The sequence below is a fragment of the Paraburkholderia fungorum genome, from assembly GCF_900099835.1.
Classification (GTDB): domain Bacteria; phylum Pseudomonadota; class Gammaproteobacteria; order Burkholderiales; family Burkholderiaceae; genus Paraburkholderia; species Paraburkholderia fungorum_A.
On the sequence record NZ_FNKP01000001.1, the window covers coordinates 1137954 to 1151708 of the forward strand.

General features: G+C 63.9%; 15 protein-coding genes. 6 read left to right on the forward strand and 9 right to left on the reverse strand.

Annotated features, from left to right (window positions below; translation table 11 throughout):
- Positions 1–40 precede the first annotated feature (40 nt).
- Both BLS41_RS05065 and cobC read left to right on the forward strand, forming a co-directional pair.
- The gene (locus BLS41_RS05065) at positions 41–817 is read left to right on the forward strand and encodes an adenosylcobinamide-GDP ribazoletransferase (protein WP_074763301.1); all 777 of its coding nucleotides are present in this window, start codon (positions 41–43) and stop codon (positions 815–817) included.
- Complete coding sequence (gene cobC, locus BLS41_RS05070) at positions 802–1392, forward strand: alpha-ribazole phosphatase (protein ID WP_074763302.1); 591 nt, start codon at positions 802–804, stop codon at positions 1390–1392. The genes BLS41_RS05065 and cobC overlap by 16 nt, the downstream gene beginning before the upstream one ends.
- 30 nt (positions 1393–1422) lie before the next feature.
- On the opposite strand, the gene BLS41_RS05075 is transcribed toward cobC, so the two are convergent.
- The 4 genes from BLS41_RS05075 to cobU form a co-directional block, all read right to left on the reverse strand.
- Entirely contained in the window at positions 1423–2352 is a 930-nt protein-coding gene (locus BLS41_RS05075) for a cobalamin-binding protein (protein WP_074763303.1), read from the reverse strand.
- 69 nt (positions 2353–2421) lie between these two features.
- Positions 2422–3486, reverse strand: coding sequence for a threonine-phosphate decarboxylase CobD (gene cobD / locus BLS41_RS05080; protein ID WP_074763304.1), 1065 nt, complete (start codon positions 3484–3486; stop codon positions 2422–2424).
- Between the two features lie 4 nt (positions 3487–3490).
- Positions 3491–4426 carry an adenosylcobinamide-phosphate synthase CbiB gene (cbiB, locus tag BLS41_RS05085; protein ID WP_074763305.1) on the reverse strand — a complete coding sequence of 312 codons (936 nt, stop codon included), beginning with the start codon at positions 4424–4426 and terminating at the stop codon, positions 3491–3493.
- A complete protein-coding gene (gene cobU / locus BLS41_RS05090; RefSeq protein ID WP_074763306.1) occupies positions 4426–4980 on the reverse strand; it encodes a bifunctional adenosylcobinamide kinase/adenosylcobinamide-phosphate guanylyltransferase in 555 nt (184 codons plus the stop codon). The genes cbiB and cobU overlap by 1 nt, the downstream gene beginning before the upstream one ends.
- A gap of 170 nt (positions 4981–5150) precedes the next feature.
- Between cobU and BLS41_RS05095 the strand changes: the two genes are divergently transcribed.
- The gene (locus BLS41_RS05095) at positions 5151–6602 is read left to right on the forward strand and encodes a cobyric acid synthase (protein ID WP_253189662.1); all 1452 of its coding nucleotides are present in this window, start codon (positions 5151–5153) and stop codon (positions 6600–6602) included.
- A gap of 149 nt (positions 6603–6751) precedes the next feature.
- Entirely contained in the window at positions 6752–7168 is a 417-nt protein-coding gene (locus BLS41_RS05100) for a DoxX family protein (RefSeq protein WP_074763308.1), read from the forward strand.
- 233 nt (positions 7169–7401) lie between these two features.
- Here BLS41_RS05100 and BLS41_RS05105 read toward each other — a convergent pair whose 3' ends face one another.
- On the reverse strand, positions 7402–7821 hold the full coding sequence (locus BLS41_RS05105; protein WP_074766293.1) for a PaaI family thioesterase: 420 nt from the start codon (positions 7819–7821) through the stop codon (positions 7402–7404).
- A gap of 232 nt (positions 7822–8053) precedes the next feature.
- Here BLS41_RS05105 and BLS41_RS05110 point away from each other — a divergent pair, with 232 nt between their 5' ends.
- Positions 8054–8695: a ParA family protein gene (locus BLS41_RS05110; protein WP_074763309.1), complete on the forward strand. Its 642-nt coding sequence runs from the start codon at positions 8054–8056 to the stop codon at positions 8693–8695.
- 401 nt (positions 8696–9096) lie between these two features.
- On the opposite strand, the gene panD is transcribed toward BLS41_RS05110, so the two are convergent.
- The 4 genes from panD to BLS41_RS05130 all read right to left on the reverse strand — a co-directional run bounded on the left by panD (position 9097) and on the right by BLS41_RS05130 (position 11657).
- Positions 9097–9483 (reverse strand): aspartate 1-decarboxylase, encoded by a 387-nt coding sequence (panD, locus tag BLS41_RS05115; RefSeq protein WP_012432059.1) that lies wholly within the window; start codon positions 9481–9483, stop codon positions 9097–9099.
- Between the two features lie 54 nt (positions 9484–9537).
- Positions 9538–10371 carry a pantoate--beta-alanine ligase gene (gene panC / locus BLS41_RS05120; RefSeq protein WP_074763310.1) on the reverse strand — a complete coding sequence of 278 codons (834 nt, stop codon included), beginning with the start codon at positions 10369–10371 and terminating at the stop codon, positions 9538–9540.
- A 219-nt stretch (positions 10372–10590) separates the two neighbouring features.
- Positions 10591–11466 carry a segregation and condensation protein A gene (locus tag BLS41_RS05125; RefSeq protein ID WP_074763311.1) on the reverse strand — a complete coding sequence of 292 codons (876 nt, stop codon included), beginning with the start codon at positions 11464–11466 and terminating at the stop codon, positions 10591–10593.
- Positions 11467–11471: 5 nt separating this feature from the next.
- The gene (locus tag BLS41_RS05130; RefSeq protein ID WP_074763312.1) at positions 11472–11657 is read right to left on the reverse strand and encodes a DUF3460 family protein; all 186 of its coding nucleotides are present in this window, start codon (positions 11655–11657) and stop codon (positions 11472–11474) included.
- A gap of 234 nt (positions 11658–11891) precedes the next feature.
- Here BLS41_RS05130 and BLS41_RS05135 point away from each other — a divergent pair, with 234 nt between their 5' ends.
- Positions 11892–13736 carry an autotransporter assembly complex protein TamA gene (locus BLS41_RS05135; RefSeq protein ID WP_074763313.1) on the forward strand — a complete coding sequence of 615 codons (1845 nt, stop codon included), beginning with the start codon at positions 11892–11894 and terminating at the stop codon, positions 13734–13736.
- Positions 13737–13755 lie beyond the last annotated feature (19 nt).

A 13755-nucleotide genomic window follows, 5' to 3' on the forward strand; every position in this document is an offset into this window, starting at 1 on the left:
CAACGAATCGAACAGATATTGCCCTGCTCATGAATCTGCTATGAACCCGCTCGCGGAATTGCGCTACTTCTTCACGGCGCTCGGCTATTTCACGCGAGTGCCCGTGCCGCGCTGGGTCGGTTTCGAGCCGCATTATCTGAATGCGGCCGCGCGCTATTTTCCATTTGTCGGTGTATTGATCGGCGGGTTGAGCGCGCTGGTTTATCTGGCTGCGCTGCATGTGTTTCCGGCGGCCGTCGCGGTGCTGCTGTCGATGGCCGCGTCGCTGCTGGTGACGGGCGCGTTTCACGAAGACGGTCTCGCCGATTGTGTCGATGCGTTCGGTGGCGCCTATACGCGCGAAGACGTGTTGCGAATCATGCATGATTCGCGCATCGGTGCTTTCGGCGCCATCGCGCTAATCGTCGCGCTCGCGTTGAAGTGGCAGACGCTCGCGGTGTTGCCGCCGTGGCGCGCGGCAAGTCTGATGATTGCCGCGCATGCTGCGAGCCGCACTGTTGCAATCAGCTATCTGGCCACACTCGACTACGTGCGCGCCGAAGGCAAGGCGAAACCGGTGGCGCAGCGTTTGAGCGGCCCCGCTATGCTGTGCGCGGCGGTGTTCGGTTTGCCGTGGCTGCTGTGGCCGAACGGCGTGGGCTCGCCGGACTGGCGCTTCGCGGCAGCGGCGTTCGCGGTATTGCTGGTGCTTCGTTTTCTGATGGGCCGTTATTTCGTCAGACGCATCGGCGGTTATACCGGCGACTGTCTCGGCTTCGCGCAGCAGATTTTCGAATTGAGCATTTACCTGGTGGGGCTTGCATGGATATCGTCCTGATTCGCCATCCCGCCGTCGCGCTCGATGCGGGCGTGTGTTACGGCCATAGCGACGTGGCGCTCGCCGAAGACGCGAAGGTGGCGTCGAGCGCGCTTGCGTTGCGGCTCGCCACGTTGCAGGTGCCTGCGCCACGCGTACTGATCTCGAGTCCGCTCACGCGTTGCTACGCGCTGGCCGTTGAAATCGCGAACGACTTCGGCTGCGTGCTGAGTCAGGACGATCGTCTGAAGGAAATGGATTTCGGCGATTGGGAAACGCAGCGTTGGGACGAGATCGATCGTGCGTTGCTCGACGACTGGGCGTCCAACTTCGAGCACGCGCGCGAGCATGGCGGCGAGAGCGTCGCGCAGTTCGTCGCGCGGGTTCGGGCGTGGCTCGACGCGTTTGCGCAGACGCGCGAGTTGTCACCCGCTTATGTGGTCACGCACGCAGGGGTGATGCGGGCGATTGCGTCGATCGTGCTGGACGTGCCGCTCGAACGTTGTCTGCGCTGGTCGCTAGATATGGCCAGCATGGTCTGGTTGCGCAGGGACGACGAGACGCAGCAATGGACGCTGGTGCGATGGAACGCGTGACTTGGGTGCGTCAAGGTCAGGCTCACCGAATTACTGAGCCGGCTTTCTATGTGAGCGCGCAATCTCCAGGTCATCGCAAAGCTGTTGCGCGCCTTGAGCGATGCGCGGTGCGGGCCGGTTGATCAGATCGCCGTCGATAGCGAAGAGGTTGTTGTTCGCCACGGCGGTCAATCCGGGCCATGCGCGCCATGTACCGAGTTGCGGCAACATCGTGTCCGGCTGGGTCGCGCCTTGGGCAGCCGTGACGATCGCTTCCGGATTCGCGGCGAGCACCGCCTCGGTCGATACCGTCGGTGCCAGCGGTTGAAGTGCAGCGAACACATTGCGGCCGCCGCATAACGCGATCACGTCGCTGATCATGTGCTCGCCATTGAGCGTCATCAACGGTTTATCCCACACCTGGTAGAACACACTGACCGGCGGCCGGTTCGCGTACTGCGCGCGCAGGCGGGCAATGTTCTGCCGATAAGCCGTCGCAGCTGCATCTGCTGTCGATGACGTGCCGAGCAGTTGCCCGAGTTTCGTCAGCGAAACGGCGACGTCGTCGAGACGATGCGGCTCGCTGAAGAACAGCGGAATGTGCAACCCGCGCAGCCGATCCAGTTGACGCTGCGCATTGCCGTGCCGCCATACCACGATCAGATCGGGCTTCAACGCGATGATGCGTTCGAGGTCCAGCGCCTTGTTATCGCCGACACGCGGCAACAGTTTTGCTTCGGGCGGATAGTCGCTGTACGACACGGCCCCGACCATTTTTGCGCCGCCGCCCGCCGCATACAGCAATTCGGTGACGTGCGGCGCGAGGCTGATCACGCGTTGCGCGGCGGCGGGCAGTGTGACGGTTGCGCCGGTGTCGTCGGTGACGGTGATGGCCGCGTGAGCTTGCAGCGCGAGGAGGCACGCCGACGCGGCGAAGGCAATGTGTTTGAGTGGGGCGCTAAGGCGGTTAGGCTGGTTCATCAGGCGAGAAGAGGGGCGGCGCGTTGTCGGGCTTTTCAAATCGGGAATTCGCGTAGTCGCAATCACGCATCAACGCGCTTGCATGCGATCAATCGTGCGTACCGCGTCGCTCAGACATTCTTCGAGGCGCATCCATTCCTGTTCGCTCGCGGGCAAGCCAAACCGCACACTGCCCGTCGATGTAAAAAGCCGCGTCCATACCCCGCGTCTCGCGAGCGCTTCATGCAAAGCGGCAGCGCGCACATCGTCGGTCCATGCAAAAAGTGGCGTGCTGTGTGTGCTGAAACCGTGCTCGCGCAATGAGCGTACGAGTCGCGCGCTTTCGCTGACCAGGTGCGTGCGCATTTGCGCTTGCCAGGCTTCATCGGCGAATGCGGCTTTGACTGCGTGACGTGCGGGACCGCTGACCGTCCACGCGCCCAGCGTCTTGCGCAACGTGTCGAGCAACGCGGGCGCAGCGAGGACAAAACCCGCACGCACGCCCGCCAGGCCGAAGAATTTCCCCGGCGAGCGCAACACGATCAGTCCGTCGAGATGCGTGCGCCCCGCGAGCGACTCCGCAGGCATCGTATCGGCGAAAGCTTCGTCGACCAGCAGCGTGCCGCCGCGCGCGCTCAATTGCGCATGCCAGTGCAGCAGCTTGTCCGCGTTCAGATACGCGGCGCTCGGATTGTTCGGATTGACGATGACGACATGCGTGAGCGCGTCCGGCAAGTCGTGCCAAGCTACATCCAGTGGCGCAACTTCGTGGCCGGCCCGCGAAAACGCGGGTGCATATTCGCTATACGTGAGCGATGCAATGCCGACCCGGGAACGCGGCAACAAGGTCGGCAGCGTGCGAATCGCCGCCTGACTTCCGGCGACAGGCAACACATGTGCGGCATCGGGCGCGCCGTAGTAACGCGCGGCGCAGGCGGCGAAATCGTCACCGTCGTCGGGTAGACGACGCCATGCATCGGCAGGAACGGGCGGCACCGGGTAGCCGTGCGGATTGATCCCCGTCGACAGATCGAGCCACTGTGCGTACGGAATGCCATAACGCGCAGCGGCCTCATGCAGATTGCCGCCATGAACGATCGCTTCGGTATTCGCGCTGCTCACGCGCGCTGCCGGATCAGATGTTCCATCAACCATACGATCAACCCTGAAAAGGCACGCTCAGCAGCGCCAGCACGATCAGTACCGCGAGCCACAGAATGACCGTGCGCTCAACCAGCGCCAGGGCGGAGGTCACGTGGCTCGCCTTTGCGGGATGTCCGAAGCCGAGCGTCGGCCGATGTTCGAGTTCGCCGTGATAAACCGCCGGTCCGCCGATCAACACATTCAGACTGCCCGCGCCAGACGACATCACCGGACCCGCATTCGGACTATCCCAGCGCGGCGCCTGCTCGCGCCAGCAACGCAACGCGGTGAGCGTGTCGCCGAGCAGCGCGTAACTCGCGGCGGTCAGACGCGCGGGGATCCAGTTGAGCACGTCGTCCAGACGCGCGGCGGCCCAGCCAAAGCGCAGATAACGCGGCGTGCGATAACCCCACATTGCGTCGAGCGTGTTGGCGAGCCGGAAGCCGAGCGCGCCCGGACCGCCCGCGATGGCGAACCAGAACAGCGCACCGAAAATCGCGTCGTTACCGTTTTCAAGCGCCGATTCGACGGCGGCGCGCGACAACGCGGCTTCATCGGAAGTCGTCGTATCGCGCGAGACGATTCGCGCGGTCAACTGACGCGCCTGGTCGAGATCGCGCTGCTTCAATGCCTGCGCGATCGGCGCAATGTGATCGTGCAGGCTGCGTGCGCCGAGCGCGAACCAGAGCAGCGCGATGTGCAGCGCGCAGGCCGCGAAAAACGGAAGCACGCTCACCAGCCACCACGCGATCAGCACTGGCGGCATCACCGCGAGCGACCACGCGAGCAGCCCCTTGAGCCGCAAACGCCGCCCGGTGTTGTAGCGTTTTTCCAGACGCATCGCCCAGTTGCCGAAGCCCACCAGCGGATGCGCGGTACGCGGTTCGCCGAGCCAACGGTCGACGGCCACGCCCAGAGTCGCGAGTGTCGCGACGAGAGGAAGCGTCAGCATCACGCGTGGCCTGCTGATTTGAGCGTGAGCGGCAGGCCCGCGACCATCATCGTGGCCGTGGTGCTCAACGCGGCGATGCGCTGGTTGAGCCGCCCGAGTTCGTCGACGTAAAGACGCGTGGCCGCGCCCATCGGCACCACGCCCAGACCAATTTCGTTGCTCACCACGATGACCTTGCCTTGCGCACCGACGAGCGCTGTTTCGAGCGCGGCGACCCGCGCGTGATATTGATCGAGCGGCGCGGTTTCGCCTTCGGGCGGACAGAGCACATTGGCGAGCCACAACGTCAGGCAGTCGATCAGGATGCACTGGCCGGGCGCGTCGTTTTGCGTGACGGCGTCCGCGAGATCGACGCCCGCTTCGACCAGGCGCCAGTGCGCCGGACGACGCTCGCGATGATGCGCGATGCGCGCGCTGAATTCGGCGTCGCCGACGACGGCCGCCGTGGCGATATACGTAACGGGGAGGGCGCTGGCGGCGGCAAGCTGCTCGGCATGCACGCTCTTGCCCGAGCGCGCGCCGCCTAGAACGAAGGTGAGGTCGCGGGGAGTCATCGCGAGATTGTACCGGCGTACGTGGTGTGCGAACTGCGGAGCGGCCTCGCGCGATGGGATAATGCCGGGTGTTTTTTCCTCGCCGGACCTGACTTCACGTGACCACCCATTCCCCTTCGACCGCGTCTGACGATATCCCCGTGTCTACTCCTGTGCCGCGCGGCACGCTGATGATTCAGGGCACCACGTCCGATGCGGGCAAGAGCACGCTGGTCGCCGGTTTGTGCCGGCTCGCGCGGCGTGCCGGCGTGCGGGTCGCGCCGTTCAAGCCGCAGAACATGGCGCTGAACAGCGCAGTGACAGTGGACGGCGGCGAGATCGGCCGCGCCCAGGCGTTGCAGGCGGTGGCCGCGGGCATCGCCGCGCATACCGATCTGAATCCGGTGCTGCTGAAGCCGACCAGCGATCGCGGCGCGCAGGTGGTCATCCACGGCAAGGCGCGAATGAATCTCGACGCCCGCGCGTATCACGACTACAAACCCGTCGCGTTCGAAGCGGTGCTGGAGTCGTATGCGCGTCTGCAGGCGGCGTACGACACGATCTTTGTCGAAGGCGCGGGCAGTCCGGCCGAAATCAATCTGCGTGACCGCGACATCGCCAACATGGGTTTCGCGGAAGCGGTCGACTGCCCGGTCGTGCTGGTCGCCGACATCGATCGCGGCGGCGTGTTCGCGCATCTGACCGGCACGCTCGCGTGTCTGTCGGCGAGCGAGCAGGCGCGGGTGCGCGGCTTCATCATCAACCGGTTTCGCGGCGATGTGAGTCTGCTGAAGCCTGGCCTCGACTGGCTTGAAGCGAAAACCGGCAAACCGGTGATCGGCGTTGTGCCGTATCTGCATGGCCTCACGCTCGATGCCGAAGACATGCTGCCGCCCGAGTTGCGCGCGGCGCACAGCGGCGACGCAGGACGGATGTTGCGGGTGGTCGTGCCGGTGCTGCCGCACATCAGCAATCACACGGATTTCGATGCGTTGCGCGCGCATCCGCAAGTCGATTTTCATTACGTGAGAAGTGGCACGCCGCCGCCTCCGGCTGATCTGATCATCCTGCCGGGGTCGAAAAACGTGCGCGGCGATCTGGCGTTTCTGCGCGAGCAGGGCTGGGATGCGGTGCTACAACGGCATTTGCGCTACGGCGGTCGCGTGATCGGCATCTGCGGCGGGATGCAGATGCTGGGGTGCGAAGTGGCCGATCCGTATGGGGTCGAGGGTGCGCCGGGGGCGTCGGCGGGACTCGGCTGGCTCGATTATTCGACGGTGCTCACGAAAGAAAAGACGCTGAAGAACGTGACCGGGCGGCTGGCGTTGCCAGGATCGCCGGAGGTCGCGGGCTACGAGATTCACATGGGCGAGACTCGGGGCGCGGCGCTTGATGCGCCCGCGTTGCAACTCGACGGTGCGCATCCCGACGGCGCGATTTCCGCCGATGGTCAAATTCTCTCCACTTACGTGCACGGCCTGTTCGACACGCCGGCCGCGTGCGCCGCGTTGCTGGCGTGGGCCGGACTCAGCGACGCTGAGAAGATCGACTATCCGGCGTTGCGCGAGGCGTCGCTGGATCGGCTCGCGGATACGCTCGCCGAGCATCTCGATCTGACGAAGCTTTTTGCGGCGGTGGGTTGATCGACATCAAGCTGAGTGATTGCGGAGATTGATTCTTGAGAGGAAACAATCAAAGCGCCGGCGATGGTTTTTCACTCCGTATGGTTCGAATAGAGTTCTGACATCGACGGTCGATTGCCGGCCGTCCTCTCTCTTGAGAAGGAAATGTCATGAACTCGAACCGTTCCGCCGATCTGGCCGCCACACTGCTTCGCGTCGCCTTGGGCGTGCTTTATCTCGCTCACAGTCTGCAAAAGATCTTCGTTTTCACGCTGCCGGGTACGGCGCAGTTTTTCGTTTCCCTTGGTTTGCCGGGATGGCTTGGCTATGTGACGGCGTTCGTCGAATTGATCGGCGGTATCGCGCTTTTGCTGGGCGTGCAGGTCCGCTGGGTGGCGCTGGTGCTGCTGCCGTTCATGCTCGGAGCAATGTCGGCGCATTTGCATAACGGCTGGGGTTTTGCGTCGACGAACGGCGGCTGGGAATATCCGGCGTTCTGGGCCGTGACGCTGGTGGTGCAGGCGCTGCTGGGCGGCGGAGTGCTGGCGGCAAGCAGCGTGAATGCGCCGCGCGCGGCGGCGGCTTGATGGTGAGGTGATGATTGGGGGATGTCGCCGGGGCCGGGAGTTTGGGCTGATGTTGCGAAGCCAGGGCCGAAGTTCAGGCTTAAGCCCAGGCCCAGGCCCAAGCCAGAGTCGGAGCCGAAGCCCCCCGCATTCCCGAACAACAAAAACAAAAAGCACGCGCCGTCAGGCCGCGTGCTTTTTTCAATCACTTCCGCTCGCCGCATCAACCGCCTGCCGCGCCGCGCTCCCTCGCATCAATACAACACGATCTGCGTGCAGCGAAACAGCGCCATCGTCTTGCCGTTCGGATCGGTAACCGTCGCGTCCCACACCTGCGTGCTGCGTCCCAGATGCACGCCCTTGGCGACCGCGCGGATCGTGCCCGCCGTCGCCGTCCCGAGGAAATTGCTCTTCAACTCGACGGTCGTGAAATTGCGAGCCGTTTCAGGCAGATGCGCGAGGCATGCATAGCCGCAGGCGGTATCCGCGAGACCGATTACCGTCGCCGCGTGCAGAAAACCGTTCGGCGCGAGCAATTCGTCGCGCACCGTCAATTCCGCGGTCAGAACGCCTTGTTCCAGCGACAGCACATGCACGCCCAGCAGACCAGGCAGCTTGCCCCGCTGGCGTTCGTGCAGACGTTCGATCGTGTATTCCGGGCGCAGTTGGCTCATGAGATTCGGGTCCTTGTTGGGAAAACCGGCAGGATGGCGCGGCCGATTAGCCATCTGGGGGCTTCGACCGCGGTGCATTTTCGATATTATCAACGGCTGGACCGGCGGGCGAATCCGAAAAGCGGCATCTGGGGATACGAAACAGGCGGAAACCTGAACCCGTCGACACAAGTCTGAGCGATAAGCGCGGCAAACCGGCTGGCGGCGACCAGCCTTCTTTCCGGGAGAATTCATGACGGTGATTGTGGTGGCGAATCCGAAGGGCGGCGTGGGTAAAAGCACGCTATCGACCAATCTGGCCGGCTATTTCGCCGCGTCCGGCGAATGGGTCGCGCTGGCGGACCTGGACAAGCAGCAGTCCGCTCACGCATGGCTGGCGTTGCGCCCTGACACGCTGCCAGCCATCGAGCACTGGGAGGTCAACCAGGACACGCCGGTCAAGCCGCCGAAGGGCCTGGAGCACGCGGTCATCGACACCCCGGCCGGCTTGCACGGCAATCGCCTCGGCATCGCGCTGGATCTGGCCGACAAGGTAATCGTGCCGCTGCAGCCGTCCATGTTCGATATTCTCGCCACGCAGGAATTTCTCGAGCGGCTGGCGAAGGAAAAGGCGGTCAGGAAGGGGGCGATCGAAGTCGGCGTGGTCGGCATGCGCGTCGATGCGCGCACGCGCTCGGCGGAGCAACTGCATCGTTTTGTCGAAGGTCTGAAGTTGCCGGTGCTGGGTTTCCTGCGCGATACGCAGAACTATGTGCAACTGGCCGCCCACGGGCTGACCTTGTGGGACGTCGCTAAAAGCCGCGTGGAGAAGGATCTGGAGCAGTGGCAGCCGATCATCGAATGGACGAACGGCAGCGGGGCGAAGAAGGCTTGATGTGGAAGCGGGCGATCAAGCCCGCGACGGTGGCTGTTCACCGCTGGGTTTTGCGCGTGTGAAGCGGGACGGGCATCCTGCCCGCTCGGCTTGCACCGGAGTGCGGTGTAACACGCCGCCCGGCATTGGAAGCGCGGCAAGCGCAATCGCCGCATTGAATGACCAGACGTTCTCGAAAAGAGTGCGGTGCTGAGCGCGTAAGGCGATCTCTTTGCCGGGCCGCGAGCAGAATTTGCAGAATGTGCGCAACGAAACCGGCTCGCCAAGCAGGCATCTACTCGACACCAACGGCGTGGGCCTTGCAACATGACAATCAGCCGGCCGGCCGGCCGGCCAGTTAGCCAGTTGGCGAGCAGGCCGCGCCGGGCAAAAGCCGCGCGGCCTCAACCCACGTCTGCCGCTCAGGTCCAGTTCTGCGTCGGCACGTGATCGCGGCTGCCCTTGATCTTGTTGTTGTCGTCGACGAAAACCAGGTCCGGCTTCCAGCCCGCCTTCAGTTCGGCTTCGTCGACCACCGCGAACGCCGCGATGATCACCAGGTCGCCCAACTGCGCGCGCCGCGCCGCCGACCCGTTCAGCGAAATCATGCCGCTGCCGCGCTCGCCCTTGATCGCGTAGGTCGAGAAACGCTCGCCATTGTTGATATTCCAGATGTCGATCCGCTCGTTTTCGACGATGTTCGCCGCTTCGAGCAAGTCTTCGTCGATCGCGCACGAGCCTTCGTAGTGCAGCTCGCAGTGCGTGACCGCGACGCGGTGGATCTTCGACTTCAGCATGTTGCGTTGCATGACCAAATCCTGTGTAGCTTCTATTTTTTGCGATGTCCGCGTGATGGGACGACTTCAGATTTCGAGGTTGTCGATCAGACGCGTCGCGCCGAGCTTCGCGGCGGCCAGCACGACCAGTTCCGCGTTCGTGTCCTGCGCGCCCGGCGCCAGCAGATTCGAGCGCTTGCGCACCGCGATGTAGTCGGGCTGCCAGCCGCGCGCGGCCAGCGCGGCCATGGCCGCCTGTTCGATTTTTGCGAAATCGCGTTCACCGCCGAGCACCGCTTCGCGCACGCGATTCAGTTCGGCCGCCAGCACCGGCGCTTCGGCGCGCTCTGCGGCCTGCAGATAGCGGTTGCGCGAGCTGAGCGCGAGGCCGTCTGCGTCACGCACGGTTTCGGCGGCGATGATGTCGGTCGGCAGCGCGAACTGGTGGCACATGCGGCGCACGATCATCAATTGCTGGTAATCCTTCTTGCCGAACACCGCGACGCGCGGCTGCACGCACGACATCAGCTTCATCACGACCGTACACACGCCCTGGAAGAACCCGGGCCGGAATTCGCCTTCGAGGATGTCGCCCAGATCGTGCGGCGGATGCACGCGGTACTCCTGCGGCTCCGGGTACAGATCCTTCTCGGTCGGCGCGAACAGCACGTAGACGCCTTCCTTCTGGAGCTTGTCGATATCGGCTTCCATCGTGCGCGGATATTTGTCGAAATCCTCGTTCGGTCCGAATTGCAGACGGTTGACGAAGATGCTCGCGACCACCGGATCGCCGTGCTGACGCGCGAGGCGCATCAGCGACAGATGGCCCTCGTGCAGGTTGCCCATGGTCGGCACGAAGGCCGTGCGATTCTGACCGCGCAACTGGTCGCGCAATTCATGGATTGAGCTGATGACTTTCATGATTGGACAGGGATTCCCTCGCGCGGCGCGCGACTCGGTTGGCGCAGGGGCCGGCGCATGATGCGGGCCGCCGCCTCACTGGTAATGACGGGTTCGAAGCGCGGGATTGTAGTGGATTTGTGTGCAGGACGCACCGGAACGAGGCACAAACGGACGCGTAAATAGGACAAAGGCGACGCGAAGGCGACGCCGCCCTGCCTTTTCATACAACGAACCGCTTCAGGCCGGCAAATACGCAAGGCGCACATAGATGGGCGCGAACGGCTCTGCCTGGGTGATTTCGACCAGCGACTCGCGGCACAACTCGAGCACGGCGATGAAATTCACCACGACGACCGGCACGCCACGGGTCGTGTCGAACAGGTCGGAGAATTCGATGAAGCGCGCGTTCTGCAACTGCCGCAGGATCGAACTCATATGCTCGCGCACCGACAGTTCTTCACGCGAAATCTTGTGATGCTGGACCAGCTTCGCGCGCTTGATCACGTCGGCCCACGCCGCGCGCAGGTCTTCGCTGTCCACGTCGGGAAAGCGCGGCGTGATGCTCTGCTCGATATAGACCTCGGCGCGCAGAAAATCGCGGCCGAGTTGCGGCAACTGGTCGATACGCTGCGCGGCGAGCTTCATCTGCTCGTATTCGAGCAGGCGGCGCACCAGTTCCGCACGCGGATCTTCGGCTTCTTCGCCGCTGTCCGCCTTCCTGACCGGCAGCAGCATGCGCGACTTGATTTCGATCAGCATCGCGGCCATCAGCAGATATTCGGACGCGAGTTCGAGATTGGTCTGGCGCAACTGGTCGACGTAACCGAGGTACTGCACCGTGACGTCCGCCATCGGAATGTCGAGCACGTTGAAGTTCTGCTTGCGGATCAGGTACAGCAGCAGATCCAGCGGTCCTTCAAACGTTTCGAGAAAAACTTCGAGTGCGTCGGGCGGGATGTACAGGTCGGTCGGCAGCTTGAACAGCGGTTCGCCATACAGGCGTGCGAACGCAATGCCGTCGACGATGTCGGGCGTCGAATCGGTGGTGGGCGCGGCCAGCGCAGCGTCGGCGGGGGCCGGCGCCGGGCCGTGTGCCTCGTCGGCGTGACTCACGCGAGTCAGAAGTTCTGGTAGTACGAGTAAGGCGTCTGTTCCACGCGCGAGGCTTTCTGCTCGGCGCGTTCGTCCAGATCGATCGGCTGTTTGTCCCACAGCAGCGCGCGGCCGCGGCGTTGCTCGGCTTCAAGATTCGGTTTCTGTTGCTTGAGCTGGTTCAGGAACTGGGTGATGTCCGATTGATACATGGCTCGACGTCCGTGGTGGGTGAGATGGCGGCTGCCCGGCGGAAAGCCGAAGCGCGGCACCGTTAATCCTGAATTTTACCGCATGCGCCGCGCGCGGTCGAAAAACGCCGGCAGCGGTCAGTTTTGAGATCTCGCGGCCCCCGCCGATGTGGTCAAATAGCATGCCTCGCCCGCCGCCGAGCGGCGCGGGACAGGCGTTCGTAAGCATTCTTCAACTATCACTGGAGGTCCTGTTTGGCGGTAGGTGCGATCGACAGGCCGCGTAGGCGGCCCAGCCAGGCCGGGCCGGAGCGCGGGCGTGCAACGCCTGTCCGGCGCTGGCTGCGCGCGTGGTTCGCCTTCGCCATGCTCATGCTGATGTTGTCCGGCCACAGCGCCCACGCCGCTCGCGCGGCCCGCACGACTCCCAGCTACAAGGTCGACGTGGTCGCCACGCCGCGCTCGCTGCGCAAGCTGCTCGAAGCGCATCTGGACATCGCGCGGTTCGCCAAACGGCCCAACATCAGCGACGACCAGTTTTCCTTCCTGATTACCGCCACCCCGCAGCAGGTGCGCGACCTCGCCGCCACGCAGGGTTATTTTTCGCCGATCGTGCGCACCGACGTGCAAACCGTCGACGACACGAGGCGCGTGACGGTAAGTGTCGAGCCCGGACCGCAAACCGTGGTCACGTCGGTGTCGGTGTCGTTTCGCGGCGCGGTCATCACCGAAGATCCCGAGCAGGAAAACGCTACGCGCGCGGCGTTTTCGCTGCACGAAGGCGATCCGTTCTCACAAGGCGACTGGGACGACGCGAAAAACGCGGCGCTCAGAACCCTGCAGTCGCGCCGCTATCTGGCCGCGAAGATCTATCACTCCGAGGCGCTGGTCGATCCGCGCACGCACGAGGCGAAGCTCTCGGTCACCTACGAAAGCGGCCCGACCTTCACGATGGGCAAGCTCGACGTATCCGGTACGCGGCGTTACCCCGAGTTCATCGTGCACAACGTCAATCCGATTTCGCCCGGCGATGTCTACGACACGCGGCGGGTGGCCGAATTGCAGCGCCAGTTGCAGAACACGCCGTACTTCGCGAGCGTCGCGATTGATCTCGACAACGACCCAACCAAACCGCTCGACACACCGGTTCACGTGAAAGTCTCCGAGTTTCCGTACAACAGTATTCGCGGCGGGGTCGGTTATTCGACCGACAACGGTCCACTGGTGCAGGGCGCCTATTCGTATCTGAATACGTTCGGCAAGGCGTGGCCGTTCACGGTCGAAGGCCGCGCCGATCAGACCCAGCAATACGGGCAAATTCAGCTTTCCATGCCGCCGGGGCCGCGCGCGTGGACCAATAGCGTGCTGGCGTCGTACACGACGACGGACGTCTCCGATACGCGCATTTACAGCATTCGCGGCGGCGTGCAGCGCTCACGCACGTCGCAATTTCTCGATTACAGCTACTCGCTGCTGTACTACCAGGACCGGCTCGATCAGAACGCGATTGCGCCGACCACGAGCCGCGCGCTGGTGCCGTCGTGGTCGTGGACCCGGCGCGACACCGACGATCCGCTGTTCCCGCGCCGGGGCAACCTGATCCACGCCGAGGCGGGTTTCGCGATCAAGGGCGTGCTGACCGACCAGACCTTCATTCGCGGCTACGCGCGCGGCCAGCAGTATCTGCCGATCGGCAAGGACGACATCGTGGTGATCCGCGCCGAATTCGGCGGCGTGTTCACGAGCGGCCCGTCGAGCGGCGTACCGGCGTCGTTGCTGTTCCGCGCGGGCGGCTCGAACTCGGTGCGCGGCTACGGCTTCCAGAGCATCGGTAACAACGTCGACGGCTCGATTCTGCCCACCAAGTACCTCGTCACGGGCGCAGCCGAATACCAGCACTGGTTCTCGCACGACTGGGGCGCGGCCGCGTTCTTCGATATCGGCACCGCCACCGACACCTGGGGCGAAAAAGTCTTCTACCCGGGCGTCGGCCTGGGGGCGCGCTGGCGCAGCCCGGTCGGCCCGGTCAATGTCGATATCGCTTACGGGATCCGCAACAGGAGCGTACGGCCGTACCTGACGCTGGGCATTGCCTTCTGATGAAAACCTGCTTCCACCT

Bases quoted from the DNA above. Each gene is read 5' to 3' on its own strand.
- BLS41_RS05065 (WP_074763301.1), top strand. From the start codon at position 41: ATGAACCCGCTCGCGGAATTGCGCTACTTCTTCACGGCGCTCGGCTAT.
- cobC (WP_074763302.1), top strand. From the start codon at position 802: ATGGATATCGTCCTGATTCGCCATCCCGCCGTCGCGCTCGATGCGGGC.
- panD (WP_012432059.1), bottom strand. From the start codon at position 9,483: ATGCAACGCAACATGCTGAAGTCGAAGATCCACCGCGTCGCGGTCACG.
- panC (WP_074763310.1), bottom strand. From the start codon at position 10,371: ATGAAAGTCATCAGCTCAATCCATGAATTGCGCGACCAGTTGCGCGGT.
- BLS41_RS05100 (WP_074763308.1), top strand. From the start codon at position 6,752: ATGAACTCGAACCGTTCCGCCGATCTGGCCGCCACACTGCTTCGCGTC.
- BLS41_RS05130 (WP_074763312.1), bottom strand. From the start codon at position 11,657: ATGTATCAATCGGACATCACCCAGTTCCTGAACCAGCTCAAGCAACAG.
- cobD (WP_074763304.1), bottom strand. From the start codon at position 3,486: ATGGTTGATGGAACATCTGATCCGGCAGCGCGCGTGAGCAGCGCGAAT.
- BLS41_RS05095 (WP_253189662.1), top strand. From the start codon at position 5,151: ATGATTCAGGGCACCACGTCCGATGCGGGCAAGAGCACGCTGGTCGCC.
- cbiB (WP_074763305.1), bottom strand. From the start codon at position 4,426: ATGCTGACGCTTCCTCTCGTCGCGACACTCGCGACTCTGGGCGTGGCC.
- cobU (WP_074763306.1), bottom strand. From the start codon at position 4,980: ATGACTCCCCGCGACCTCACCTTCGTTCTAGGCGGCGCGCGCTCGGGC.
- BLS41_RS05110 (WP_074763309.1), top strand. From the start codon at position 8,054: ATGACGGTGATTGTGGTGGCGAATCCGAAGGGCGGCGTGGGTAAAAGC.
- BLS41_RS05105 (WP_074766293.1), bottom strand. From the start codon at position 7,821: ATGAGCCAACTGCGCCCGGAATACACGATCGAACGTCTGCACGAACGC.
- BLS41_RS05075 (WP_074763303.1), bottom strand. From the start codon at position 2,352: ATGAACCAGCCTAACCGCCTTAGCGCCCCACTCAAACACATTGCCTTC.